The 26487-nt window shown below is 40.7% G+C and carries 34 protein-coding genes; 10 read left to right on the top strand and 24 right to left on the bottom strand.

The genetic code is table 11. The annotated features are described in order from the left end of the window. Positions 1 to 12: 12 nt before the first annotated feature. From E2P86_RS08030 to E2P86_RS08005, 5 genes are all read left to right on the top strand, one after another. Positions 13 to 390: a hypothetical protein gene (locus tag E2P86_RS08030; RefSeq protein WP_134432235.1), complete on the top strand. Its 378-nt coding sequence runs from the start codon at positions 13 to 15 to the stop codon at positions 388 to 390. Between the two features lie 213 nt (positions 391 to 603). Further along, positions 604 to 1569: an RNA-directed DNA polymerase gene (locus tag E2P86_RS08025; RefSeq protein WP_134432233.1), complete on the top strand. Its 966-nt coding sequence runs from the start codon at positions 604 to 606 to the stop codon at positions 1567 to 1569. Positions 1570 to 1852: 283 nt separating this feature from the next. Next, a complete protein-coding gene (locus E2P86_RS08015) occupies positions 1853 to 2068 on the top strand; it encodes a helix-turn-helix domain-containing protein (RefSeq protein ID WP_134432229.1) in 216 nt (71 codons plus the stop codon). Between the two features lie 76 nt (positions 2069 to 2144). After that, the gene (locus E2P86_RS08010; protein WP_134432227.1) at positions 2145 to 2516 is read left to right on the top strand and encodes a PcfK-like family protein; all 372 of its coding nucleotides are present in this window, start codon (positions 2145 to 2147) and stop codon (positions 2514 to 2516) included. Between the two features lie 2 nt (positions 2517 to 2518). Then, positions 2519 to 3835: a PcfJ domain-containing protein gene (locus E2P86_RS08005; RefSeq protein ID WP_134432225.1), complete on the top strand. Its 1317-nt coding sequence runs from the start codon at positions 2519 to 2521 to the stop codon at positions 3833 to 3835. Between the two features lie 47 nt (positions 3836 to 3882). Here E2P86_RS08005 and E2P86_RS08000 read toward each other — a convergent pair whose 3' ends face one another. Further along, complete coding sequence (locus E2P86_RS08000; protein ID WP_134432223.1) at positions 3883 to 4509, bottom strand: hypothetical protein; 627 nt, start codon at positions 4507 to 4509, stop codon at positions 3883 to 3885. 38 nt (positions 4510 to 4547) lie between these two features. On the opposite strand from E2P86_RS08000, the gene E2P86_RS07995 reads away from it, so the two are divergent. Further along, complete coding sequence (locus E2P86_RS07995; protein WP_134432221.1) at positions 4548 to 4916, top strand: HNH endonuclease; 369 nt, start codon at positions 4548 to 4550, stop codon at positions 4914 to 4916. Positions 4917 to 5242: 326 nt separating this feature from the next. Here E2P86_RS07995 and E2P86_RS07990 read toward each other — a convergent pair whose 3' ends face one another. Beyond that, positions 5243 to 5497, bottom strand: a complete 255-nt coding sequence (locus E2P86_RS07990; RefSeq protein WP_134432219.1) for a hypothetical protein — start codon at positions 5495 to 5497, stop codon at positions 5243 to 5245. Between the two features lie 36 nt (positions 5498 to 5533). Between E2P86_RS07990 and E2P86_RS07985 the strand changes: the two genes are divergently transcribed. Beyond that, complete coding sequence (locus E2P86_RS07985; RefSeq protein WP_134432217.1) at positions 5534 to 6223, top strand: SOS response-associated peptidase; 690 nt, start codon at positions 5534 to 5536, stop codon at positions 6221 to 6223. Here the strand turns inward: E2P86_RS07985 and E2P86_RS07980 are convergent. Beyond that, positions 6216 to 6524, bottom strand: a complete 309-nt coding sequence (locus tag E2P86_RS07980) for a hypothetical protein (RefSeq protein WP_134432215.1) — start codon at positions 6522 to 6524, stop codon at positions 6216 to 6218. The genes E2P86_RS07985 and E2P86_RS07980 overlap by 8 nt on opposite strands. Positions 6525 to 6591: 67 nt before the next feature. Here E2P86_RS07980 and E2P86_RS18155 point away from each other — a divergent pair, with 67 nt between their 5' ends. From E2P86_RS18155 to E2P86_RS07970, 3 genes are all read left to right on the top strand, one after another. After that, positions 6592 to 6792 (top strand): DUF6965 family protein, encoded by a 201-nt coding sequence (locus E2P86_RS18155; RefSeq protein WP_166785169.1) that lies wholly within the window; start codon positions 6592 to 6594, stop codon positions 6790 to 6792. A gap of 14 nt (positions 6793 to 6806) precedes the next feature. Continuing rightward, entirely contained in the window at positions 6807 to 7070 is a 264-nt protein-coding gene (locus E2P86_RS07975; RefSeq protein WP_134432213.1) for a hypothetical protein, read from the top strand. A gap of 219 nt (positions 7071 to 7289) precedes the next feature. Further along, positions 7290 to 8441: a hypothetical protein gene (locus E2P86_RS07970; RefSeq protein WP_134432211.1), complete on the top strand. Its 1152-nt coding sequence runs from the start codon at positions 7290 to 7292 to the stop codon at positions 8439 to 8441. A 53-nt stretch (positions 8442 to 8494) separates the two neighbouring features. Here the strand turns inward: E2P86_RS07970 and E2P86_RS18150 are convergent, their stop codons facing one another. From E2P86_RS18150 to E2P86_RS07865, 21 genes are all read right to left on the bottom strand, one after another. After that, on the bottom strand, positions 8495 to 8632 hold the full coding sequence (locus tag E2P86_RS18150) for a hypothetical protein (RefSeq protein ID WP_166785168.1): 138 nt from the start codon (positions 8630 to 8632) through the stop codon (positions 8495 to 8497). A 98-nt stretch (positions 8633 to 8730) separates the two neighbouring features. Further along, positions 8731 to 9432: a hypothetical protein gene (locus tag E2P86_RS07960; protein WP_134432207.1), complete on the bottom strand. Its 702-nt coding sequence runs from the start codon at positions 9430 to 9432 to the stop codon at positions 8731 to 8733. 9 nt (positions 9433 to 9441) lie between these two features. Beyond that, positions 9442 to 9951: a hypothetical protein gene (locus E2P86_RS07955; protein WP_134432205.1), complete on the bottom strand. Its 510-nt coding sequence runs from the start codon at positions 9949 to 9951 to the stop codon at positions 9442 to 9444. Next, positions 9908 to 10339, bottom strand: a complete 432-nt coding sequence (locus E2P86_RS07950) for a hypothetical protein (protein WP_134432203.1) — start codon at positions 10337 to 10339, stop codon at positions 9908 to 9910. The genes E2P86_RS07955 and E2P86_RS07950 overlap by 44 nt, the downstream gene beginning before the upstream one ends. 1 nt (position 10340) lies before the next feature. Continuing rightward, on the bottom strand, positions 10341 to 10793 hold the full coding sequence (locus tag E2P86_RS07945) for a lysozyme (protein ID WP_134432201.1): 453 nt from the start codon (positions 10791 to 10793) through the stop codon (positions 10341 to 10343). Then, the gene (locus E2P86_RS07940; protein ID WP_134432199.1) at positions 10790 to 11158 is read right to left on the bottom strand and encodes a hypothetical protein; all 369 of its coding nucleotides are present in this window, start codon (positions 11156 to 11158) and stop codon (positions 10790 to 10792) included. Before E2P86_RS07940 ends, E2P86_RS07945 begins: the two co-directional genes overlap by 4 nt. Beyond that, positions 11148 to 11483, bottom strand: coding sequence for a hypothetical protein (locus tag E2P86_RS07935; RefSeq protein WP_134432197.1), 336 nt, complete (start codon positions 11481 to 11483; stop codon positions 11148 to 11150). Before E2P86_RS07935 ends, E2P86_RS07940 begins: the two co-directional genes overlap by 11 nt. 5 nt (positions 11484 to 11488) lie before the next feature. Beyond that, positions 11489 to 12673: a hypothetical protein gene (locus E2P86_RS07930; protein WP_134432195.1), complete on the bottom strand. Its 1185-nt coding sequence runs from the start codon at positions 12671 to 12673 to the stop codon at positions 11489 to 11491. Between the two features lies 1 nt (position 12674). After that, positions 12675 to 16271: a hypothetical protein gene (locus E2P86_RS07925; RefSeq protein ID WP_134432193.1), complete on the bottom strand. Its 3597-nt coding sequence runs from the start codon at positions 16269 to 16271 to the stop codon at positions 12675 to 12677. Then, entirely contained in the window at positions 16271 to 18751 is a 2481-nt protein-coding gene (locus E2P86_RS07920; protein ID WP_134432191.1) for a phage tail tape measure protein, read from the bottom strand. Before E2P86_RS07920 ends, E2P86_RS07925 begins: the two co-directional genes overlap by 1 nt. A gap of 310 nt (positions 18752 to 19061) precedes the next feature. Beyond that, entirely contained in the window at positions 19062 to 19418 is a 357-nt protein-coding gene (locus E2P86_RS07915; RefSeq protein ID WP_134432188.1) for a hypothetical protein, read from the bottom strand. A 4-nt stretch (positions 19419 to 19422) separates the two neighbouring features. Next, entirely contained in the window at positions 19423 to 19881 is a 459-nt protein-coding gene (locus tag E2P86_RS07910) for a hypothetical protein (RefSeq protein ID WP_134432186.1), read from the bottom strand. A gap of 4 nt (positions 19882 to 19885) precedes the next feature. Further along, a complete protein-coding gene (locus tag E2P86_RS07905; protein WP_134432183.1) occupies positions 19886 to 20341 on the bottom strand; it encodes a hypothetical protein in 456 nt (151 codons plus the stop codon). Next, entirely contained in the window at positions 20342 to 20836 is a 495-nt protein-coding gene (locus E2P86_RS07900) for a hypothetical protein (RefSeq protein WP_134432180.1), read from the bottom strand. Further along, complete coding sequence (locus E2P86_RS07895; RefSeq protein ID WP_134432177.1) at positions 20829 to 21164, bottom strand: head-tail adaptor protein; 336 nt, start codon at positions 21162 to 21164, stop codon at positions 20829 to 20831. Before E2P86_RS07895 ends, E2P86_RS07900 begins: the two co-directional genes overlap by 8 nt. 2 nt (positions 21165 to 21166) lie before the next feature. Then, positions 21167 to 21475, bottom strand: a complete 309-nt coding sequence (locus E2P86_RS07890) for a head-tail connector protein (protein ID WP_134432174.1) — start codon at positions 21473 to 21475, stop codon at positions 21167 to 21169. 2 nt (positions 21476 to 21477) lie between these two features. Beyond that, on the bottom strand, positions 21478 to 21684 hold the full coding sequence (locus E2P86_RS07885) for a hypothetical protein (protein ID WP_134432171.1): 207 nt from the start codon (positions 21682 to 21684) through the stop codon (positions 21478 to 21480). Positions 21685 to 21755: 71 nt separating this feature from the next. Further along, positions 21756 to 23006: a phage major capsid protein gene (locus E2P86_RS07880; RefSeq protein WP_134432168.1), complete on the bottom strand. Its 1251-nt coding sequence runs from the start codon at positions 23004 to 23006 to the stop codon at positions 21756 to 21758. 3 nt (positions 23007 to 23009) lie between these two features. Then, on the bottom strand, positions 23010 to 23699 hold the full coding sequence (locus E2P86_RS07875; RefSeq protein WP_134432165.1) for an HK97 family phage prohead protease: 690 nt from the start codon (positions 23697 to 23699) through the stop codon (positions 23010 to 23012). Positions 23700 to 23779: 80 nt separating this feature from the next. Beyond that, positions 23780 to 24562, bottom strand: a complete 783-nt coding sequence (locus E2P86_RS07870) for a phage minor head protein (protein WP_134432163.1) — start codon at positions 24560 to 24562, stop codon at positions 23780 to 23782. Further along, complete coding sequence (locus E2P86_RS07865; protein WP_166785167.1) at positions 24559 to 26421, bottom strand: phage portal protein; 1863 nt, start codon at positions 26419 to 26421, stop codon at positions 24559 to 24561. The genes E2P86_RS07870 and E2P86_RS07865 overlap by 4 nt, the downstream gene beginning before the upstream one ends. Positions 26422 to 26487: the final 66 nt, after the last annotated feature.

Raw genomic sequence — 26487 nt, 5'->3', positions numbered from 1 at the left:
AATCAAACACAAATGAAAAATATAGAATCATTCGAAAGTGCAGCACAACACTTAGGTATTGACCCAACCAAACTACCAGATGTCTCCATGTTACCAGAAGCATCACAAAAAGCAGTAGTCGCGTTTTACAAAATATCCATTATTAGCCAAGCTTCTTGGGATGGTATTACAATAGACTGGTACAACTGGGATCAGCGAAAATACTACCCTTGGTTTGATATGTCAGCGGATAAGGTTGGTTCGTCGTCCGGTTTTTCGTACGACGACTGCCTCTACGACGTTACGCCTTCGTTTGTCGGTTCCCGCCTCGTATATCCATCTAGTGAGGTAGCAAAATACGTAGGAAAAAACCACATAGAGCTATACCGTGATCTAATGGTTATCGACTAAAAACAAAAGGTGTCCATCCATTGACGCTGAGTTGGTTCGTCGTCCAGTTTTTCGTACAACGACTACAACTACGACAATACGAATTCGAATGTCAGTTCCCATATCTGTAAAAATATCTATGGATGGCACCTTGCTCGCATAGCAAAAAAACACATGTTAAAAAGGGCGTTGGTAGGCATAAACCGAAAGCGACCGAAAAAACAGAGGCTAAAAATGAAAAGACACAGAAACCTTTACGAAAGGATAATTGATATTCAAAACATATACCTAGCCGACGCATTAGCTAGCAAAGGGAAAAAGAATCAATACAGCATTGCTAACCATATGCTGCAACAGGACATGAACATTTTTAAGCTTCAAAATGATTTGATCAATAAGACGTTCGTTACATCCAAATATTCAATCTTCAAAGTTTTCGAACCGAAAGAGCGTGAGGTATACCGTTTGCCTTATTACCCCGATCGTATAGTACACCACGCCATCATGAATGTATTAGAACCTATTTTCGTCTCAACTTTCACTACCGATAGTTACAACTGCATTAAAGGAATGGGGCTGCATAAGGCTTCTCGTAACTTATCCAAGTCACTCAAAAACGAAGAGGAAACACGGTATTGCTTGAAATTGGATATTAGAAAATTTTATCCTAGCGTCGACCATGACATACTAAAACAATTATTAAGAAAAAAGTTCAAGGACAATGATCTGCTTTGGCTGCTTGATGAAATTATAGACAGTGCTCCTGGCCTTCCAATAGGAAACTATCTAAGTCAATATTTTGCTAATTTTTATCTGACATATTTTGACCATTGGGTCAAAGAAATTTTAAAGGTTAAATACTACTTCAGATATGCTGATGATATCGTAATACTGGCAGGAGAAAAAGACACTTTGCATCGGTACCTAAGGCTTATATCGGAATATTTAAAGGTCAATCTAAAGCTGGAAGTAAAGAAAAATTATCAAGTTTTCCCAGTGTCATCTAGAGGCATTGACTTTCTTGGCTATGTTCATTTTAACAGCCATCGCTTACTACGTAAAACGATCAAGAAACGGTTTATTAAGGCCGTAAGACAAAAAGCCCCAGCTGCATCGATAGCAAGTTATCATGGATGGCTTAAACATGCCAACTGTAAACACCTAACCAAAAAGTACATCAACATTGAGAAAGTTCAGTGATTTCAATATCGTCATAGAATCCAAGGGATTTGTTGGCGACAAAATTAAAATTTCAAAGATCCTAAATAGAATCATCACGGTTCATTCACACAAGTTAGAAGATTCAAAGCATTTCAAAAATGATTGTTTGCATCTACAAATCGAGCTAAATGGACAAATGTATGTGTGCTTCTCAGGTTCTAAAACATTAATCGAACAAATTAAACAAGTACCTCAATCTTCGTTTCCATTTGAAACAACGATAGAATCGGATAACGACAGGTACATCTTTAGATAATTAGCCATGCCCAACTACACCTACCCTATCCACATCCGTGTCCAGGCAATTGAATCTGTAACCTCGGGAGTATCCTTTGTAGATGTTGCTCGCTTTATTGGATGTAGTCGAAAGACAGTAGCCAAGTGGTACGCAGATTACCGCGGGTACCTCGGTAAGGAAGGTGTGCCGGTAACCATGCAGTCGAAGATTAACACGGAATTTGGTGATAAACAAGAATAACACAGTAAACAATGATAATACTAACCCTTGCCCTCATCTCCAGCATTAGGTTGTTGAGGGCGCAAATTGATTGGAAATGAAAGGAACAGAACAATTTCAATTAGTAATACAAAACCATCTTACCAGCATGGCTGCTCAAGACCTGGCTTTTGCTAAAAAACTAGATAATCCCAGCAAGAAAATTGAGGATTGCATTACATACATTTTAAATACAGTTCATAAAAGTGGATGTAACGGATTTGCTGACAACGAAATATTCGGTATGGCAATGCACTACTACGACGAGAAAACTATCGATGTAGGCAAGCCCATATCAGCTAGTATTGTTGTTAATCACACTGATTTTAAAGGTAAAAGAGTTGCTGTTCCTCAAAAAACTAAACGTGTCGGTAAAGCAACACCCAAATCGGATGTGATTATTTCCCCGAATCAATTAACTATGTTTTAGCCATGAAACCAAGAACCAAAGTACAATTTAAGATAGTGGGATTGAGTAACGAATTACCCCCGATATCTAAAGAACAAAAGGAGTATGCGTTTTCAAAAGTCTTACATCATATTGGAGCACGTACAAAAAAGGGAATCACATGTCTAGACTGTGGAGAATTTTGGCAAGATTCCACAAAAGTTAAAAAATCTAAATGTCCACATTGCGGACAAGTGTTAGATATCCAAATTACAAGAAGGAAAACACTCAGTCAAACAAAGCACATGGTTATCCTTGATGTGGTGGGCGATTATCAGGTTGCCAGAACTATACGCGTTCAATCCCATAAAAGAGCTGATGGTCCTGCCAAGTTTTCCGCATTTGAAATCTATCAGCATTGGTTTTCAGAACATGAGGCTCCACATATAATTGCAAGGCAACGGAATTCCTTTTTTAACAACGATACATTTACTGGTGAATTAGAAATTCGCAGTCAGAAAATTGCATATGATTATAGGAACGTAACAGATAAAGTCTATCCTAAATACAAAGTTCAACCAAAATATGTAAAACTAGGATTTAAAGGATCTCTACACTGGGTATCGTCATATACCTTCTTTACATCGTTACCCAATAATAATCGAGCAGAAACACTATTAAAATCGAAACAACCCGAATTGTTTTGGTCAGAAATGACCCGAAACACAAATGGAGCACATCGTTTTTGGAACTCAATTAAGATAGCGATAAGAAACAGATATAAGGTTACTGATGCAAGTATGTGGTATGACTATCTTGAATTGCTCGATAGGTACAAAAAGGATTTGCGTAGTCCTAAATACGTTTGCCCTAAGAATCTTAAAAAGGAGCATGATATCCTTGTTTCCAAAAGACGTAAAGAAATCGATGCAATGTCCCGCCAGAGAGCAAGAGAAGAAGCTGAACGCAAGACCAATGAATTGCGCAAAAAGATTGACCGTATCGGCGAAGAAACTCTACAATACATGGAACACAAGAGTGTCTTCTTCGGACTAAAGTTTTCTCGAAAAAACATTACGATCAAAGTACTTGAAGACGTGAAAGAGTTTCTACAGGAAGGTGACGCACATGGCCATTGTGTCTTTGTTAACGAATATTACAAAAAAGCCGATTCTCTTATCCTATCAGCAAAAATTAATGGGAAGCCAGTCGAGACTGTTGAAGTGTCACTTACTAGTTTTCAAGTGGTTCAGAGCAGAGGTCTTAATAACCTAGCAACTGAGTATAATAGAGACATTGTTAACCTGGTAAACAGTAACATGAACCTTATTAAACAAAGGTTCAATCAAATCGCTGTTTAACAACCTAAAACCTCTCGATGTATAGGGAATCGAAGAAAGAGAATGTGTCAAAAACTTGTTAAATAGCTCTGTTCTCTATCCGGATCGTAAGGATTCTCCTCCATAGATTCAGCATCCATCGAAATTATGTTTTTTCCGTTAAATGACATGAAATCCTGCTTATAATTATTCCCAAATTTGTCTGAATAAAAAATAGTAATTACAAATTCAGTTAATGGACTTGAAGGTATCTTAAAGAAGGTTTCAATTAGTAAACTTGTTCCCATGGGTAAATATTTAAAATGTTGATCTTCCAATAAACTACGAATTACCACATCCCTAGTACTTTTGTTTATTAGGACCACATTATAGGCAGTATTATTACGTACCATGATAACCAAATTATTATTTTCAATTTTTAATTCTACAAATGGTTTAATTTCAGCTATAAATCGAGATTGCTCTATTTCCGTTGTTTTTCGCTGTTCTCTAAATGTCTTAACCAAGTAAAACGCGGTAAAGCCAGTTACAACAGTCATACACCAATCAGCTGCATTTCCCCAAACTCCCGAGTCAAACGGGAACTTAAACAAGTCACTTTTACCGTAAAAAACAATAAATGATATGCAAAACAGCAATAAAATAACGATCAAAGTATAAAATAGTGGTCTATTCTCTTTATAGAAATCCTTCATATAATGGTGGTTAATTTATCACAAAACAACAAAATATTATGAAACTAACAAAACAACAGCGCATCGACCTTTACAACAAGTATGAGGGTCGATGCGCATATTGTGGTGTAGAATTGCCCGAACGTTGGCATGCCGACCACATAGAGCCAATTGTACGAGACTGGGTAAAAGGGGGCTGTGAACGTCCGGAAAACAACCGATTGGAAAACCTCAACCCTTCTTGTCCTTCCTGCAACATTATAAAGAATAGCCTGTCGTTAGAATCTTTCCGACAGGTCATAGCGGGATTTATTCCATCTTTAAATAGAGATAGTACACAGTACAAATTCGCGAAGCGTTATAGCTTACTGGAGGAAAGAGATGTTGAGGTTAGGTTTTGGTTTGAATTACAAAGGCGACATGTTTAAACGTCGCCTTCTGTTTTGTTTTTCGTTTTGTTTTTCATTAGACACATGTCTAACGATATCGACTTATTTCTTCTTTGCCAAAAGCTTAGAAAGATAATATGCCGCTACAATAACATTACACAGTAAAGTTATCACAGATAAAACGACGTTAATCATTATTTAAAAATAATCAAAAAAACAATAAGTGCAAATAGACATGATGTACAAGGTAATATTTTGATCGCACCTACAGCATTACTATCGCAATTAATTTTACTCATGGTCAAATATATTGGTTCATGAACAAATATACCCTTTACGATCCGCCTTATCCTTATTTGTATAAATTACACCAAAACAACTCCCCTCAAATCCTCATCCCTAATATTATCCAATGCGTCCTGGATCACAAGTATATTAGGTTCCTTTATTACGGATATTTTCCGCACATCCAATCCTATTAGATAATCCCATACATCCGGCACACTTTCTGGATACCACACCGGATTCTCGTGAGATACTGGATTGTTGGAGGTAAGGATATTATACCCTTTTTCCTTAAGCTGCTCCAAAACTTTATGCGATAACCGAACAAATTGCATGTTTTACTGTTATTCGTTAAAACCAACTCAAAAATTATGTGCTACCACACCGCAAACCCAGGAAAGGGAGAACTTAAAAAACAGTTTCCTACGATGCAAATCGGTTATAATAGCGACCAGATCTACCACGTATCGGGATTTGCTCGCCCCTTCCTTCCGGTTACAATTAACAACAACAGTGATGCAATTGTTTCGGCAAGATGGAAGTTGATACCTTTCTGGGTTAAAACTGAAACTGACGCAGCTAAATACGCTAATACGTTGAACGCTGAAGGAGAAAGCATTTTCGAAAAAGCATCCTATAAACATGCGATTGGGAAAACACGGGGGTTACTTTATGTTAATGGCTTCTACGAGCCTCATAAGGTGAAAGGCCAAAAGGAAACGGACAATTACTATATCTACGCCCCGCAAAAGGAAATATTCACATTAGGAATTGTCTATACGAACTTTACCGATCAAGACACTGGTGATACCTACCCTACCTTTTCCATTATTACGACACCGGCCAATGCTCTATTAGAGGAAATACACAATGAAAAGAAACGGATGCCACTGATCATTCCCTCAGCCGAACGTGATGCATGGTTATTCGCAGAGGGAAAAGCAGAAATACAAAGACTTATTAAGCCCTACAATGGCGAGCTAGGCAGCCACAAAGTATACCGCGTAACCGGAGCACGAGGTGAAGATACAAACAGACCAGATATCCAAGATCCTATTTAGCGTTTTCAACTTCCCGAATCTTTTCAATTGTGGAGTCCATAATATCCTGCACCTTGTGTTGCCACTTACTACATATATCCAGGGCTTGGCTAGGAGTTTTCAGTTTGAACCGCTCAAAAACGTTTATTTCCGTTCGTCTGGGGAATATACTTTCCCAACTATCCAGCATTTCCTGCGGCGTATAAAAGCATCGATTACTTACGCAAAATATCAAGCATTTATTTTGCTTAGCCGTTCTTACGAGAACATCCACCCCATACGGCATCTCTCTTTCTTTATTTAACCAAGCTGGTGTTTCCATGATGCAAATATTACTAATAATTTTAGTAAAATAAGAAATTTAACATTTTAAATGATACATTTGTCGAATGTCAATCGAAGAGTTAAAGAAAGAATTGCTAGGCAAGGAATTTCCAAGTGAAGTGAGAATAGGACCAGATCAGTTGGTTACCAATGTGGAATTGTTTTTGAACACATCATTCCAAATGGCCGCAGCCTGGACAAAGGATATTGAGAAGTGCCCAGCTTATATTCGCTTAGTTAGATTCCATGAAGCTGTAACAAAATAGTAAAGGAATATGTTATGGTAATCCCAAAACGAGAAGGAGCTATCTACTATACTTTAGAGTTTATGTACAATGGCAAACATCGTTCAGTTGAGTTTGAGATAAAGCATAAATTCGGTGATGAAGTTGAGTACATCGTATACTCCAACAATCAACCGACAATGTATTTCTTCCGGAAGATTAAGCGCGAACCATTCTATCTTGCTTACGGATCAATGCAGCAGAATCTATCGGAAACAATTGCTGTAGCTTGTGAGGAAGATTACAAGAGTAGATTTTAAAGTAAAAGCCCCTGATTTGGGGCTTTTTTAATTTACGGAAACCCGTAATAATACATGCTTTCCAGTCCTTACCTTCCAATATTTATTATGAGAAATATACTACTACTATTCATGTTGTTAGGACTAGGTCTTAGCTCGTGTAGAAAAGACATTGACAGTTCGAAACCCAATGAAACCTTGTCTAAAGATAAATTAATATCTCTTAACGACGCTATACAAATGGAAAAGGAAAAAATGAATATCGCAAAATATTCATGGGATAAATCACAATATACCGGCCTTCAAAAGCTTGCTACAACAAGTATAACTCCTACCAATGCCACGAATTGCCCCTCATATCCTGAAATCATCAATTTCCGTGAAAACAATGCAATATACAACAACGCGAAAGACTCTCTACATGGAAGCGGCCTTGCGTTAAGGTACAAATTTAAGAAGGGAAAAACTTATATAATAAAATTTTGGCACAGTAAAGTGAATTCGTACAATATGGACGATGGTCTACCTGCCATACAAACATTTCCAAAATTGCAGGTAGGTTTAGCAAATGACAGTAATTTTCCAACAACATGCTCTAATTTTGTAAATCAATCATCATTAAATATTCCTTATAGTAATGTACCTGATGTAGCCGGACAAAACAGGAATACGAAATCTAATGCTGGGTTTACAGTGAACTCCTCTTCAAGAACAATTACGTTACTTGCTGATGAATGCTATGACTACCTATGGTTTAATGTTCTCCCTGTGGCAGGAAGCTATCATGTGGATATGGGAATCTCCTATCTTGAAATAACAGAATTGGCTCAAAGCTTCTCCTTTTCTAAAAGTGGAGACTTTAACGACCCTAATGGCTCGACCTTTAAAGTCGTTTATAATGGTTTTATTGTAGACCATCCATTTGAATGGACAACTACTGGAAATTTGATTATATCAGGAAGTAATGTCGGTAATTCAGTACAAGTAAAGGTGGTAGACCAAGGTATACCAAACGGTAAGGTAATGGCTTCAATACCTGGATGTGGTTTGTTTTCCGAACAAACTTTTGAACCATGCAAAAACTCTACTTCAATAAACGGCCCTTCATCAATGATCTATAACTCTTCTGTTACTTTAAATGGAAGTTACGATCCTAACTATACTTATTCATGGGAAGTCAATGGTTTACCTACAGGAAGTACTGTTTCATCATTAACTGCACAATCATTGACAATTCAATTACCACAAAAATCAATCAATGATCCAGATACAGGATACTTTACTGCTTATCTAACCATTACAGGGCCTTGTGGTCAAAGTCTTCCTGTAGCTCATATCGTAAACTATTCACGCTTTGCGGGAGGTGGTGACGGAGACACGGGACCAGAATAGAGGTGTCTAAGAAATAAGCAAAAAGCCACTATCATTAGTGGCTTTTACTATTCCTACACCCCAACTACTCTCACAATGTTGCTTTCCTTAATGACGGCAACAAGGATCGGCCTGTCTTCATGCACAGGCACGGTGACAAAGTCTCCATCCTCACCTTCTATTTGTTCTGTTCCAACTTCGACTGGCTCCATGCCTCTATAGAACTTGTTTCCATCCCTTGAGTCGTAGTACAGGTGTGTCTTAGGGTATCCGTCCGTATCTATTACGGGGGTAATTGTTTCTACCTCTATTAAGGCATTACGTTCATTGGTATTGGTTCCCATTGTGTAGCTGATTTTTTTATATACTTAATTTTGTTTGTAATACTCCTTACCTCTGAATTTATGGCAATGGATGGATACATCGCGTTAAGAGTTGCGTTAGTCTCTGTCGAGGTTAATGCGTTATTGGTTATGCCTTGGTACTGCCCCAATGTAACCGGATTTCCTACTGCATTAGCATCGCTAACCGCGAATGTGCCACTACTACCCCGGTAAGCTAGCGAGAAATTTGTTGCAGCTGCTGTAAATGCAACCATTTCATAAGTATCGGAACCCGATGCTTTAACGGATACGTTACTTACTGCCGTCAGACCATTGTCACTTGGACGTGGCCTTCTCCCGACGTTACCTTCAGCAGAACCTACCAGAAACATACCGTTACCTAATAACGGTGCCCTTTGATTTACGAAGTCAACTGTGGCCCCTCCGCCGCCACCCCCACCGCGTTTAAAAGAACTTAGCTTACTAGCAAGCTCACCTAATGTCGCAGAAGCAACACCGTCTACTGTCGTACTGACTGGTAGATTAAAGCTGATAGCAGTACCCAGCGCTGCAAGCTGCACGACTTCTGCCTGTTCGGTGGCCGTTTGCTGTCCTTTAGGGATTGTACGTGCTACTTTCCCATTCGAAAGAACATTTATACTCCCCTCATTTGTTACAATTTCATACATATTTACCTCCTATTTTTTACGTTTAATTCCCAAATAATACATTACGCCTAAGACTACGATCAATACTGCTATTGCACCAAATATAATTCCTTGGCCGGATGGCTCCGCTTTCTTTTCAGTGGTTTTTACAACGGCTGTACTACTCCCCTTTTCTGATACTGTCGATGTAACGTTGCTATCAACTGTGGAAGTACTGGCAACGGTCTCCTTTTCTTTCCCTTTTTGCCCTGTTTTTATCTTACCCTTATAGCTCACACCTCCTTTTGCGGAAACATTCCCTGCAGCATCAACGTGCACCTCATCGGCTGTAATATCATGCTCTCCATCACTATACGACAGCCGATCGACTTCCCGTGTTTCCAAAGTGGACAATGTAGAATGTACTTCGCCCTTCACCTCCTCCTTTAGCTCCATACTATAACCAGCCTTACTGGAAAAGCTGGTCTTTTCGGTGCGTTTGAATAATCCGCAGGAGCTAATTAGCCCGCAAATCATTAGGTATAATATCACTCTTGCCATTTTTCTCTAATGTTATCCTTAACAATCTACATTCGTCCTTCAATGCTTCCAGCTCGATCCGTTGCTCCTCGAATAGATTCTTGAAGTTTTCGTATTCTTGTCGCATCGCCTTTAGTGCCTTTTGACAGGTGTTTTCGTTTTCAAGTGCAATACGGAGCTTCTCCTTGTACTGAAGTATTACTTCGTCAGCCGCAAGTAATTGCTTTTCCAATCTTTCCGCAATATCCTCGGACATCTCCAGCACCTTTTTAGCATTATCGACTATCCCACCGTCGTTTTCTATCTTCTCCTTTGGCTTGCTCCGGTACCAGAACCACAATGCGGATATTACAGCAACCCCACCGCCCCATAAGTTGGGTAAAACATGTTCTTGTAGAAATTCATTCATACTACTTCATAAAATATAGTTTAGCTTCTTCCTTTCTTCTTCGTGTAAGCCCAGCAAATACCTTTCCCCCTGCCAAGTTCCACTTAACGAACTCAGTCGCGATGGATGGATCGTTAGGGTTTGAGTTAACCTTCTTCAAAAGAGTGGATTTACCCAGGTTTGCACCTCCTAAATTGTATGTAAAGCTTACAAGTGCATCGAATTGGTTTTGTGTCAGCGGCTTCTTCACCAGCCGGAGCACATCCTTTTCATAGGTTTGTGTTAGCAACTGTGCGAGCATATCACTGGCTTGCTTTTCCGTCAAAGCCGCATCTTGCATCGTTACCTTTTTTCCATCCGGGTACTTTATTACACCGTAGCCTATCGTTGGAATTCCGATAGGATCCTTGTACGGCTTTGGAAAGAAGCCCTCAAACTTCTTGATCAGTGATAATCCTTTTTTTCCTGTTTTCATGACTTTACCAAATACTTAACCGCTATTGTTAATAACTCCGTCGGTATCGGCTCCCGTGTAGCGATTGCCCGTTCGAACTGCTCGGGAGTAAGGAAAGCGATATCGATTCCGCTTTCCTCGTTGCCCTTTGCCTGCAACTCCATCTCTACCTTCGCGAATAACTTGTGCTCGGGCGAGATGTCATAACGCCCGTTAGCTGTCTTGATCTTGTTTGCAGCGAATACTCCGTTGTACTTTACCTGCGCGGCCTGTGTTGCTGCGTCTATCTTCGAATCAGCATCGGCAACTGCTTTAATCTCACCGTAAGTGCTGAATTGCATTGCGTACAAAGCCGCTTTTACCGCTTGTAGTTCCTTATTCTTCATTGTTTTCCTCCTCTTTAATGTCTCCGTAAGTCTTGAATAACGGCTCGACAAGGTCGTACACCTGACGTACTACAGCCAGTACATCCGCTGGAAGTTCTCCACCAGTTTGACCATCGGCTGTGTTGAGAATGTTACTATCGAATGTGATATTACCGTTTTCCCCTTGAACCGGTAGAGGGTTGCCCTTTAAATCGAGCTGCTCAATTTTGTACGAAAGTGCAGCGTATCCCGTTTCAGGGTTTACTGTAAATCCTGTTAACTTCTTTTGTTGTTGCAATCCCGTAACCTCGTTAGGGCTGTGCGTTGCTATTATGTTCTTTTTCATTTTTTTTATAACCAAAAAGTATATCGTTGTAATTGCATCCCATCTGTTCCTATCGTAATAACCTCCCCTTGATTTGGTTCTATAGGTATACCTCCACCAGTATTTACTCTGTTTAGTTTACCGTAACAACCTGATGCCTTAGGGTTCGTAAATGTTGGGTGAGGATATTCTTGATAATTTTCAAACCATGCTGGCTCGTAGATAGATTCCCACATCGTTATATTGAGATTATCCCCACCTGCCCTTAGGTTTGCCGCCATAAGGTCCATTGCCGCCCCATCAGTTCCTGGAACGTAGGACACATATATAAAATAGTTTGGTTCTGTTGGCGTAGAGCTACATTTCCAAGATGCAGTAATTAACCCCTGCCCACCAGAAACTAGCCACCAATCAATTTTATCCGAATAGTACCCATCAGCTGCAGGCATTCTAAAGGGTGATGCATAAAGGTATCGTCCCTCCATTAAAGCAGAATCTGTGAAGAATCCTTCGAGGTTTACCGGATTATTGGCCAATACACAGGAGTTCATCGCACGATCGTTGTCGAATGCCAACATTACCTTTTTATCTTCCACAATTACAGAATGTGTGTCTGAGTAATAGGTTCCCTCAGCATTGGTATTAAATGCTCTAAATTGCACCATCTTTTGAACTCCAGTCGGTGTAACATTATTAGCAAGTTTGACAACATTGTGATATGTAGCTGAATTGTTTTCCTGCAAAAAACCATTACTAATATCAACCCATCCTGACCACGTAACGCCATTATCCTCTGACACTCTATAACTAACCCCACAGCTGTCGGTATCTACATAATAAGCTGATTTATACAAGTACGACACATCGATATTGTCAAATTCCAAAGATGTATTTTCAAGAACATCACTTGTTATACCTAACGTATTAAGGCCAGCATCCCAAAACACAACGATGTCCTGTCCGTTATGCTTAGCTCGCATGTAACCATGTCTCGCTGTATTGTGCATGTAGTAGTTAGCAGATCCGACAATGCAGAATCCTGCCCATTTCAATTCTCCATCTTTCCGAGCACGTATGAACCCATCCAGGTAGAACCTAGATTTCAAAGTTTCTACTGTTTCGCTAGAGGAGGTAAGCAGAACTCGTTTCACTGCCTCATTTAAGTTATAGGCAGGTAGTTTATGTGTGTATAGATACCCTGGTGCTGCCATGTTAATTTGTTTCAATAGTTAGATACCATTTACCTGCTTCGGGGTTGCTCGGTGAAGCCGTTGGAAGTATAAATGCTGTCGGCTCGATTACGGGGCAGGTTATTTTGCCTGAAGCGCTGATAAGAGGCGCACTTAAGGTTAGTACAGATGCGCCAATAACTAACTGTTGATAAGCATTACTTGTCCCCCTTCCATATGCTTGTATTACACCCGTATTGCTTGATGTGTCAAAGAAAAATTCAATTCCATCCCCGTTAACTATGTTTGACAAGCCGCCAAACTTCACAAAACTTGTCGTAAAGCTACCTCGGTTTGTCACACTCTGCAGGGTATCCCCACCAGCAGGCATGCCTAGAAATTGGTTGACAGCAGATTGTGAAAACTGATAAGCATATTCATCTCCGTTTACATTATTAAAACCCAATAGTCCATTGATTAGCGCGGGATTAAAGCCAGCTTTCGTCAGTTGGAGACTTATGTATTGAGCATGTATGTAACCACTACCATCTCTCTGAACCATAGTATAAGGCGTGGCGTTAATATCGAATGTAAAATCCCTAGTATCGTAGATACGCCAATCATCTAGGTACATACGTGCATCATGACGCATGTTTAGCACTCTAGCCTCGATTCCCGGCTGATGAAATGCAATACCAGGATACTTAGATGTTGTTCCATTACCCTGAATTTCTAAAGCAGTTTGATTCCATGCGTTACTACTTCCTCCCGTAAAGGTCTTCCTTCCGCTAATAATCTGCGCGCTAAACAAATCCACTGCATCCGTTATCCCATATCCTCCCAATGTTGTAGGTTTAGCTAGGAGTTGCGAGAACTGTGTGTTGTGGGGGTTGCCTTGCGTACCTGTGTGCACGTATGCCGTGTTCCAATTTGTGGAATTACCACCCGTAGCAGTAATAATCCCGTTAACATCTAGTTCTGTTGATGGGATTTTCGTATTAACTCCAAGTTTTCTAGTCGTAATAGCAATATCTAATGAATTCTCTCTAGTTATAGAAGAATTTTCCAACTTAAAACCCTCCCCATTGCCTGCTGACACAAAAATATCTCTGTTTGCCTGATTCCCCCTATCCGTCACACTCTGCAACGTATCGCTTTCGGACTTTAAAAAGCCCTGGCTGTTCACCCAGTTCTGTGTAGCAAAAATATCGCTTTCGGACTTTAAAAAGCCCTGGCTGTTCACCCAGTTCTGTGTAGCAAAACCCTGTGTTAATACCCAGGACATTGTTGCATAAGCGGCAAGGCTCTGCTCGTTTCTTCCTCTGAACTTCCCTACAGTAGAATCCCAGTAGACAAGCTGACCATTCTGTATATTGGATAAATCAGCATCTTGCGCCTGCTTGATATAGAAGTCCATTCCCGGCTCCGGATCTACTCCCCCAGCTGCTGTTTGGCTATACGATATGTAAGCCATGTCGCTCTTCATCTCTCCTGCAGGAGGTGGAGTTGTGGGGATACCGAGTAAGTGGGTGTTGTGGGTACCTCTTGTCTCCATTGAAAGGGTAGTCTTGTTGCCCTGCTCTGTAACTGACTGTAGGTCTTGCGGTGTGGCTGAAGCTGAACCTCCAGGAGTAATGACCGAAACACCATTCACCCCTTTGATACCGTCGTTTTCCCCTGCTAGATAACCGAATATGATAATTGAAGATTGAACAGGTGCTATAAGACATTCCGCGATAACTAATTCTACCTCTTTACGCAGATAATTGACTTCATAGGATAGGACCATGTAGTTTTGACCGCAAACCGAAATAAGGGAATGCAAAGCTATAGCTACCGGAGATTCCGTATTGATTGAAAGCTTATAATGCGACTTTCCGTTTGACCTACTGATCTGCTTAATAGTTTGCACTATCTGATAATCCTTTGCCTCTGATCTAAAGTTCCAGTTTGCCGTTAACACTCCATTTGAAGCATGCATTATGGAATTAAGGGAGCTGGTATTTGCCATTCGAATACCTCCTGCTGCCCCTCGAGATATTGGAACAAAATCGTTGAAGATTGCCGTTTGAGCGTCTACCTTATACGAGTAGGTTCCTGCTATGGAGGATTGAAATATTATACCCTTTATCTGCCCTGCATTCTGTGTGGCAAATTCAAGCGATATGTTCTTGAGGTTTGTTTGGTATGGACGTCCATTAGGTCTGTTTACACCATAAATACGTACAAATACTTCAGTTGTCACTCCGCGACTATCCGCATTAGGAATCAATCCTTCGACATTAAAGGTCATCTCTATAGCATCACCTCCCCACACTGCACCTTCACGCATTTCCTGTTTGAGATGGAAAGCTAAAAAAGCATTAGTCGTTACTGAAGTTATGTCATATCTAGAAAATGACCCTTCACCGGATAAAGAATAAAAATAACTAACACCGCTAGTTCCTGTAACTTTTGCAATAACCATAGCGTATACAACGCTATCATCGGCTCCTCTTAACGTTATCGTTAGGCGCGCTTTATTATCAGTGCCTGGAACAGTTACTGGATCACTCTCCATATGTGGTTGATTAACATTTAATGAATCGACACCACTTGTATTTTGAAGCAATGAAGGGACAGAAACCGTCAATGTCTCCGTCTCAACATTTACTCCTGTTGCTGTATTGTATTTTTTAGGATCTACCGTTGTACTTCCGACAACATATCCGTTCCTATTGTTCCAGTTTGGAAAAGCTCCACCAGCAAAGCCTTGAAACCTTTTATTTTTCAGAAGATTGACGGGAGTTCCATTCTCTGCATAAATTGTAGAAACAGCAAGAACAGGACTTATTTCCTTATACCCTCCCGTATCTACGTTTGCCACATTTCTAACAGGGAAACTGTAAGCTTCCTCACCGATCAAAGTACCAGCAGAATTAAATTTCACCTTACGGCCTGCACCGACTTGGTTTTCTTCCTTGTTTACTATCCACCATTCATTGCCATTCATGTATACGCGGCAAAAGAACTGGGCCATTATAGACTTAAGGGTGTCGTACATCGATACAGATCTTCCCGAAGCATCAAATAACCTATCTTTCCATACATACGTATCTTGTAACAGGTTAGCGGACCGCCCAACAGGCGCTACCCATTCGTCACACGTAAAGTTTGCAACGACATTGATATTCAGAGACAGTCCGGTGCTTGATAGGACCTGCGAAATTATGCTGATAAAAGAAGCTGAACCCTCTTGGTATACGAAACCAGCCTCTTTTAATGACGGTGTTCTATCTGTAGCAGTAAATTCAACTACAGAGTTTCCATCTATATCCGATGTATACAGATCGGGGACAATAAATAATTGGCAATCTAGAACACCACCTATATAGTGCTTTACAAGGAACCTTGTTTCGCTACTATTGAGCATCGAATCAATATTTAGGTTCGCATCTTCGTATAGATTAAACGATGCAGATGTTGTCTGCACCTCCGTGAGTTTATTCCCGTCTTCATTCCTGGTTATTTTGGTGAATGGATTACCAGCAGATGAAACGGCAAACGCGGCGCCAGTATAGTCCTTATCGAGTATCTCCAATCTGTACTGGATATTATCCCGATCGCAGTAATCCAAGTAATATTTTAATCCGTATGCCATTAAGAAGTTCGTTTTACTGTTGTATTTTCTCGATCAAGCACTAGCTTTAGGCTCTTACCTTCAGCTGTCAAAGTGCCCGAAATATCTATTGCCATTTCCTTTCTGCTCGAAATAGGATTGTAGGTTGATGTGATTCCTGAAGCATTATAACCGCCCCCCGATGCTTTACCCATACTACCACCAAGGTTTTTCGCTCCGGCGCTGAACATCGAGCCGATAGCCACAAGAGCAGCTCCGGCGGCCAATGCAACGTAAGGATTAAGTGTTTTTAGTGATTCTTGAACCGCCAATATCCCTAGACCTGCCTCAATAGCCATTTTTCCAAGTGAGGTAAGGACCGAACCAAGGCTACTTAAAAGGGATTTACCAACAGCATCGATAAAACCACCTCCTTCAATTAGAGTTGTTCCAATAGCGGAAGCCATATCTGCTATACCGTTACTAAGACCACTCTGTAGCACTTGCTGTATATCTGCGTTAACTTTTGCTAAGGCCTTTTTTGATTTTGCACCTAGGTTAGAAATAGATTTTGTTGACTTCTTTTCATCTACGGTAAGGGAAACAGGAATATTAAACCCAGTGCTTAATCCTGGTAATGAATCTCCGGTAAGACTTATCGATTTATAACTATCTTTCAGCCTATCCAGTTCTAGTATAGCTTTATCAACCCACTGCTTAGATGCTATGGTTTGAAACTCGGCAACCGACGCCCCCGCTAGTTTAGCATTTGTATCGATTTCTTTAAATGAAGCCGAAAGAACCTTCGATTGTGCTTCGTAAATTCCCCATGACGCGAGTAAATTATCTAATTCAGATCTATAGTCCTTTGTGGCCTTTTTTGCTGCTTCGGTAGTTGGTATTATACTTTTCGTTGCTTCATTTGAAGTATCTTGTAGAGCGGCGTACTCTGCATTACTCTTGTTAAAGGCATCTAGGTCGAATGTAGCTTGCCTTGCGATCTCAGCATAAGCAACATTACTTTTATTAAATGCCTCTTGCTTAGTATTTGCTTTATCGGTAGCTGTCTCAAATCGTCCTATACTGTTGACAAAGTCTTGTGTGGCCTTACCTAGTCCATCGGCGCCAATAAGCTTAAGCCAACTAGCGACAGAAGTACCCATCTTTTTAAATACATCATTTACGATGTTCAGTGCACCGTAGAATGTATCGCTAAATAGCGTACCTATACTGCTCACAATAGCATTGAAATCTCCTTTGATAAAGGCCGTAAACACATTAAGGACATTACTTACCAGGTTTATTGCAAACGACACAACATCTACAACTATATCCCATGCAGCTTTGACGGATGCTGTAACGTCAGCGCCTATCTTATCCCACACATTGGTTATAAACTGCTGTATGCTGTTAAAAATAGATTTCAATGCCCCCCAAAGAGCTTTAGCACCATTGGATATTGAATTCCATAATTTCGCACCAGCACCATTGGAAAAGTATTCCTTTACGGAATCCCAATTCTTTATAATTACGTAAGCCGCTGCTCCGATTGCCGCGACGGCAATACCTATGGGTCCGGTCATTACCGAGAATGCCGCTCCAACTAGTGGCACCAATTTCAAGATACCTCCGAGTGCAACCATGAATGGACCGAGAGCGGCTACAGCACCGCCTATCATCACGATCATGCGCTGCGTTTCAGGAGACATTTCCCGAAATCCGGCAACCATTTCCTTTAAGCGCGTAACAATTGGTGTTATAATCGGCAATAGATTGTTGCCTATCTCTGTGGTAAGGTTTGTAATCTCTGTTCTAAGAGCACGCATTGACCCGCTGGCTCCTTCTGCTTCACGTGCTGCCTGACCTTGTGCGGATCCTGATTGTTCGTATATGAGGGCAAGCGTAGCCGCCTGTTTTGCAGATAGCGACATCTCTTTCCCTTGCTCGACCAATCCTAAAGACAAGGCCTTAGCTTTAACCAAAGCATCGTTCGCCGCCATACCATAGTTGTCCAACATGGTATTGTTACCTTTCAGAGCACCGGTAAGCGCACGGACAGCATCTTGAGTTGTGCCCCCATACATTGCTGTAAGGTCACCAGCTAATTCGATAAGCATGGCACTTTGCTTGCTCGCCTCCTTTTCTGTAAGCCCACCGATATTGACAAGCATTGACCCCATCATATTGGAGTACTCCAGTGCTTCCTTCTTTGCTATACCGAAATATGTAGGTAAGCTATTCGCCCAATCTTTTGTAGCTCCAGACGCATCTTTAAATATCTGATCAACAGCTCCGAGCGCATCCTCAAAATCAGCTGCCATATTATAGGCCGCCACTCCTAAAGCCGTCAATGGCGCCGTTACCCCAATAGATATCGCGCCTCCAATAGCTTGAAAGGTCTGACCGACTTTCGCCACTTTACTCCCAATATCTTGAGAAAACGCATCCATTCTAGCCTGCGCCTTATCAAGGTTGGAGGTAAAGTTGTTTATATCTGCCTGTATGGATGCTACAAAACTCATTTTTCTGTATTTTTTTGATACTGTAAGAACTGCTCCATAAAGACTTTTTTAGCCTCATTGGTAGCTTTACTTATCTTCTTGCTTTCTCCTGTAACAAATTTTTGAAGGCTAACTAACTTTTTTGAGTCGATAGCCATCGATGAGGTAAGGATATGCCAAGCTATGTATTTCGATTTCTTCCAGTCATTGTCATCTATCCTATAGTATGCGTATGACTTTATAATATATTCGCACCAAGGCATATCATAGAACTCATGTAGCCTCAATCCCAGCTCTCCGCACGCAAAGGCTACATGATCTATTTCCCAATTTATTTCCCGACTTTCGCCGTGTTCTTCACTTCCTTTTTTTTTGTGTCTGGGACATCAGTGCCCAGCGAATTAGTAAAGCACTTAATCACTCTCGACACCTCGTCGGAACCTACTCCCCCTACCTCATCAAGCCAATCATAAAATTGATTCACTGAAAATGCGTCCTTGTCCTTAGAAGCTGTAGCATTAACCGCCCCTAGATATACGAGAAGCGGAAAGAATTCAAAAGGGTTATCTGCTATTGCTTTTTGAAGCTCCGACAACTGGTACCCCGACTTTATTAACTGCCCCATTACCCATGATCCAAATGTTAAGGGAGTGGAAACCCCATTCAATGTTATTTCAGTTCTGTTCATGCTATTATGGTGTTAGAGGGTCTGTTTCTGTTGGTTTTTTCTGTACCGTCAAGGTTGCGCTAAATGTTGCATCTTCACCTGCTTGAAAATTGTTGGATAAATCAGAGATAAATCCCTCAAAATAAAGATGACCTATTGCTCCTTGTGACAACCTCCATTTGCTAGCAACTCGTGTACTAGCGTGATCTTCTTGCAACTCTCTTAACTCTCCATAACTCTGTTCTATTGTTGCTCCGCCTACTGCGGTAGTGTCAACAATTTCACCCTCAATCTGAACCGTACGAGTTAAGCTACTAGGAGTTTGCACGGTCTCTCCTCCTGTGCACATATTAACCTTCTCGATCATATTCATTGCTGAACTGAAAGAAGACGATGTTAAACAGCCCACGGGCTTCCATGCGTTACCAACTGCAACGGACAATGTACCTTCGTGTCCTTTGATGTAAGTATTTGTATCTGCCATTTCTTTAGTTATTTACTGTTGTGTTAAAAATTAAAATCTTGCTGAATGATACCGCACTCTTTGTTATCTCGGTATTATTGCGGCTATACACCTTATTCGTATCTTGAAAACTATATCCATTTGCATCTACCAAAGCATGCGTCTTACCCGTTGGCTTGATTCGTTTTTCGATGATCTCTCCGACGTCCTCGGACAATCTCTTGTTTGCCACTCCGGCAGTATTGAATATTGTAACAGCCTTTATGGTCCAATTAGCCTGCTGGCGATAGGAACAGAAGTTTTGCCGTCCTTCAGCCTCCTGCTGGTCCTGAAGGATGATATACACCTTTGCATTTCTAACCGTAGGGATCACAACATTAGGATTGACCACTTCATCAAATACCGGAATCGTAACCCCATCGATAACTACCGATCCTATTGCGGTCAACGCCGCCCGTCTTACTGCTTCCGATATGTTCATTTACGATTTAGTTACTTTGTCCAAAATTGCTTTCAAATCCTTTTCAAACTGTGGAATAGCCGCTTGGTAATTGTTGTATAGGTATGGACTTCCCTGTAGCGTTCCGTCTCCAGTCTTAAAGTACAAGCGCGCTATGGCTTTGATATCTTCCGCGTAATTGGCGAGAATATCCTTAGCACTTAATCCCGTCCCAAACTCGATGTATGCAGCAATCATCACAACCGGATCATCTACACTACCGCCGAACACACCAACCTCACCCTTTAATCCTCCTTTGGTAACCTTTGATGCTAAATGTATTGCGTTCATACTATCCATATTGGCGCGAGACATGTTTTCGCGATCGTAACTTGCCGCATCCAAACCCCTCTGCGCTTTGTGAAGCAATTCCGATACTACCACCCCAACCAAATCCTTTATCTTCTTTACAGTGTCTTTCCTGTACTTCTCAAGATCGCTACTCACAGAATTGAAAACAGCTCCTTTACTAGCCATTACCTTGCTGTCCTATGTCAAATATCCACTCCTTTTGCAGACGCACACTATCGACGTCGGGAGCACTCAAAATCTGATACACAACACCTCTCCACCTGATCAACATCCCCACTACAATAGAAAAACCACTTCTTGCAATCACCTTTACCCGGTAAGCGGTAGGCAATCCCATATACACCTTCTCCAAGTCTCCGCTTTGCTTTAGCTGCTTAATTTGTGCGAACGTAGTTAATAGGGATTCTTCAACAGGGTCATAACCTCCCGCTCCGTCTGGCGTATTTCCAAACTTGATAAACTCTATTTTCTGATCGTATGCGCCTAACTTCATAGCTAAAACATTGGTCTCTTTGAGAATTGTCTAAAGGTGTAAGTAGATGCGTTTACGGCTTCCTTTTGCCCTGCTTCGTCATTGTCTTGTCTACTATCGAAAGAGGTCGCCACGCGATTGAGAACAGCCAATTTTATCGCTGGATTCATAACCTCATAGGTGTCTATAGATTGATTGGAGAAATTACGGCCTGTGATATTCTCAGCGTCGTAATTTGCTGCATCCAAGTAAATAGATAAGATGGTATCAAAATCATCTATCCCCGTAAGGTTCATGTGCGATTTTACTTCTTCGAGTGTAGGTAATGCCATTATTAACAGGTTTTGCAGGGTTCGTCTTTCTTTACCGCTTGTTTCGCTTTTGCTTTTTCTTGTTTTGCAGCTTGTTTAGGCTCTGCCCCCTCTACATATTCCGCTACCCCATTACGCACTAGATAATTAGCTCTACCATCGGAGAATTCACCTACTTGTCCTTTCTTGATGCCGTTTACGTGGTCTTTGATAAATTTTACCTTCTTCATTGTTTTGAGTTTAAAAGAAAGGGTGGGTTTCCCCACCCTACCTTATTATGAGCACATTTACCAGATGTCAATTACGGTGTACCTACCAACTTACCAGACACTAACGCTTTGTTGTTGAAAATTGCTAACGTTGACCGGCCTTCAATACGGAACATTAACTTGTTGCGCTTAGCCAACGCTGCATCTTCGAATAGTCTTAACTCAGGAGCTAATCGAGTAACATAGCTAAGGGCATTCTTGTCGAATGTCAAGAAATCTGCCTTGTCCATTCCTGTGGTTGTAACCACATCAAGACCGCCTACTGATAACTTACCATTACCAAACGATACAGAGCCGTTAGGTAAGTCATACTCTCCTGATCCGTCAGCTTTGTTCAGACCTAAAGAAACTGCTGAACGTGGATTCAACAATGTGTGTGTAGGCTGGTAGAACTCATGAGTATCCTCAACAATTTGCCCCCAACCCGCATCAATGATGCGATCTACAGGATTGTCAAAGGTTCCATTGTAGGCTGTTGCAGCGGCAAGCATACCCTGTACTGGATTTGCGTCAGTTGATCCGTTAAGGATAAACTTATTCTCTGCTGTCTTGTATGAAATAAGCAACTTAGACTGCAAATAAGATGACAACCAAGCGATATCATCAAGCATCTCACGCTCAATGATTACATAACCTGCAATCCATTTGAAAAACGCTGCCTGACTTGTTAGGTCATAATCTACCTGCGGCTTATCAACCGACTTATCAGTCCATAGACCAACTTCTCCCTCACCACCGTTCTCTTTAGGGTAGATAATTGAGTTGCCGGACGATGTTCCACCAGGGATGATATCAGATAGCCATACTCGATTGTATGGGTTAACGATCAACCCAGTACGTACATCCTGAATCCATGGTGTTGCATTAGGGAAGTTGTTCCCAATCGACATATCCCCTACCGCTTTCATAGCGATTGTCAATTCAGGGCTGCCTTTTTTAAAGGATTGGATAGATTCTGCATTTTCTTGGATAGCGTCGGCTAAATGATCGTTAAACGACTTTTCTGTTTTTTCCTGAGGAGTTATTTGACTTGCTTTCTTCACTTGTGCCGACACTTTATCGATACTGGTCTGCATCTCGGCTTTAGCCTCTGCTACTGCTTTTTCTACAGCTTCAGATACAGCTTTGTCTGCATCCTCTTTGGATACATACTCTTTGCCTTCTAGGGCTTTTTTAACTTCTTGCACAACCGTATCTAATACGGCACCTTGCGCTGCTCCCTTGGCAATCTTCTCGATATTCTCCTGAGCCGCTTTTTTGATTTCTTCTTCTGTTGGTTCCATTTGTTATGGTAAAAACTGTGAATAAATTGATTTAATTATCTGTGTCGGCTCAGGTTTCAGAGTGGTGTCGATATTATTATCGCCCGGCTCCTCTTCGAGTGACTTGTTTAAAAATGTTTCAAGTGATTTAAGCACCTCATCACTGAACTTGTGATTATCGTATGCTTTAATGATAATAGACCAAAATGCATCTTGAGTAACATCCTCTAACTGCTGAATCGATTTAACAATTTGAACCATAGAACCTTGATTCGCTTGTTCTTTAGTCAATACCGATACTTCATTGAGCCTGTACTCCATGACCTCAGCTCTGTTTTTTGGATTTCTTTTAGCAATATAACCGCCTATCGAAAACCCACTTTCAAAGCCGTTTTCTACAAGAAACTTAGATTCATGGTAAGTATCTCTACCTAAAGCTGTATCCATTAACATTTTTGCTGTTAGGTGCAGCCCTACGGGATCGTATGCATTTAGTTCTTGCGGAACCCCCACCAATAGATTATTATCGTGATTCTTGTAAATCTTAATCTTTGCTTTACGCTCCGATACTGTTTTCACAAATGAGGCTGGATTCGAAATGTCTCCAACCAAATCCTTTACAGAATAGATATTGGCATAACCTATCAGGAAACCTGTTTGATCATCCATATCTTTGAAAGGAACAGAAGCATTTTTATATACCAATTCGCTCATTTAGCTAACAATTTTAGTTCAAAGCTAAAATAATTAGTTTGTTTTAGCAAGAAAAATGCTAAAGTTTTAGCAAAGAATATTTATTTGGTTGAATTGAGTCTACGAGCGTAGCCTTCTGATACATATAACACCGTACATGAGCAGTTGATATTGTTCTCTGCTCCTCCTGAATGATCGTGTGGACGCATCATTTCAACAGTCTTTCCGGTACGTGGGTTTATAACGATGAAAGCCTGTTCTTTAGGGATGGCTTTATCATTATCTAGATCTTGGTGCCAATGTCTTGGGGTATTGGCGTACCTGTGGATCCATAACTTATAAACTCGCTCTCCCGACTCGTTTTCCCAGTCTTCAGCACTTTTATCTTTAGCTACGTTTGCAGCTTCAGCGATTTCGGTTCGTGCTATCATGATGGACCGGTACCTATTTATCTTACCAACCCGTTGCCGGATGAATTGCGCGATCTTGTCCGTTCGCAAACCTAAGTTCATACCCATGGCCAACGCTTCCTGGATCTTATCTCTCGTTGTGTCGTTGATCAATGAAACACGTGTCGCCATATTCTGCAATACGTAGTTGGTCATAAAATGAAGCCATGTATCAAGAAAGAAGTTTGAGGCTTTAGTTTTTAAGGTACTGAATGAGTCAAATTGATTATTTGCGAAGTCAACCCCGACACGCTTGTAAAGCTCACTTAACACATCATACATGGATACATCTAAGAAGATACCATTATTGCGTATAGCTTCCTCCATTTGGTGATTGAGAACATCGTAAATGACCTTAGTATACTTTCTTTCGTATGCTTTTATCAATCTATCTTCTCGCCTCGTGTATCTTCTTAGTTGCAGTTTGGCGTTCATATAACTGTTTTGCTTTTTACTGAATCCGAATATTTCATGATTCCCGTATTGAGATCTTTAAGACCGTAATCATTTAAATCAATTAAAGAGCCATCTAAATATAATCCAGCGCCTTTTTTGGCATATGCTATTGTAATATGCGGCTTGTAATCCGGGTAGTCATTTTGGTATTCAAAATTTGACTTAACAAGCTTGTTTAATTGCGTAAGATTACCATTTAAATCCTCCACGTTTACCTTTATTACATCGTTTTCATTAGAAAAAACACCTATTCTATCCGCTTTAATTGATATTGGATTATCTTTAATGAAATCGTTTACGATGTACTTAAGCCTACCGACATTCATTTTTGAATCATCAAAACCATACAAAATTGTTAAGTGCGGTTCAAACTCATATTCCTCCACTATATGGTTTGGCACAAGTTTACGGATACCATTAACCCAGTCATTAATATCTATATCAGGGTAGAACATTAAACACCCTTTTTTTATTTCTGCTTTTAGTATAGGCTCGTATTCAAGGTATGATAATGATTTATCGACTTCACCACCTATTGCCACTCCCATATCAAATTCATTCAAAGGGACTAATCCCGAATTAACCATCACCTGGTTTGCTGTATCCGACTCAACCTCGTCGTATCCGAGCATTACTCTTACTTCATTTATGGTCAAGACTTTTAGTAGCGCGTCTACTTCATCAGTTTTAAGCCTTAACTCCTCATATACCGATACATCGTAGTCTAGGATGTATTCACGCTTATCCCGGTCGGCAAAAGGCTTTACAAGCCATCTATTGAGTGCGTCTTCCTCAATGTTTAGAAACGGGATGATTACATCAATTACAAACGATTCTTTTGCCTCTAATAGGTTGGTATAGGTTGGGTTTTCATCGAATAAAATAGGACTTACTCCCCATAATCGAGATAACTTAAATCCTGAGTATTTAAGAGCATCTACTACCGCGTTGGCCGTTGGGCTCAGCGCCATGCTTGTAAACTGCAAAGGCATAGCGGATGTCATTACCTTATTGCGGTTATCAAATCCGTTTACCTTTTCATCTAATGTCGTTTGTGTAGCTTTAACCTGGTCCGGTGTTAGCCATAGTTTAGGATCAGCGTGATTTGGGCTTAAAATACCCTTTGCTCCCTCGTTTTCCTCACTATTTATCCAGGCCTTTAAAGCTGAATCATTCAATTGTAAATATTTTTGACCTGCCTGCAAGAATGGCATCCCTCTATCTTGGGATCCAAAACTATCAAACTCAGGGTTGGATCTTTTTATCTGCAGTACATCCTTTGCATCAAGAATCCGATCATTGCCATTCAATAGATTTAGTTTCCACCCCACTATAGGGTTGTTTACGTCTCCCCCTCCATATACAGGTGTCATAAGATTAGCAGGAGCTATGTACAATTCAATGGCTGTATCTAAATCATCCGGTGTCTCACGATAGTAGAATGTCTCTCCCTGGTTAAAGTAGAATATTCGTGATAACTCGGATAGCTCCCGCCATGATTGCTTTGGATTTGGGTTTTCAAGTAATGCCTGTAAATCTTTAGCCCCATTAGAAAATTCCAGCGCCTTGCTTACATACAGCTTGTGCTTATTGATTTCGACCCGATCATTTGATTTCTTGGTAAACTTATACTTCTGGTACTTAGAAGACTTTGTATCCGGCTTTTCCTCATACAGATATACGGGAGCCACAAGAGTTTTGCTTACGATCTTATTAGTAATGGTGTATACCTCTGCGTTAGACTTATACCCTTTCTTAATATAGTCCTCCTGGTCATAGTTGTAGAAAACAACATTGTTGAATCCTACTAAATTGCTGTAGAGAATTGAGTTTAGCACGTTATCGATGTGCTTCTTTTCAGTCCTTGGAGCTATACCAAGAGCTTTTGTAAAGTAATTAGCCAT

The sequence above is a fragment of the Sphingobacterium psychroaquaticum genome, from assembly GCF_004421025.1.
Taxonomy (GTDB): Bacteria; Bacteroidota; Bacteroidia; order Sphingobacteriales; family Sphingobacteriaceae; genus Sphingobacterium; species Sphingobacterium psychroaquaticum.
Note: the sequence above shows the minus strand (reverse complement) of the source record. Positions and strands in the feature narration are given on the sequence as shown.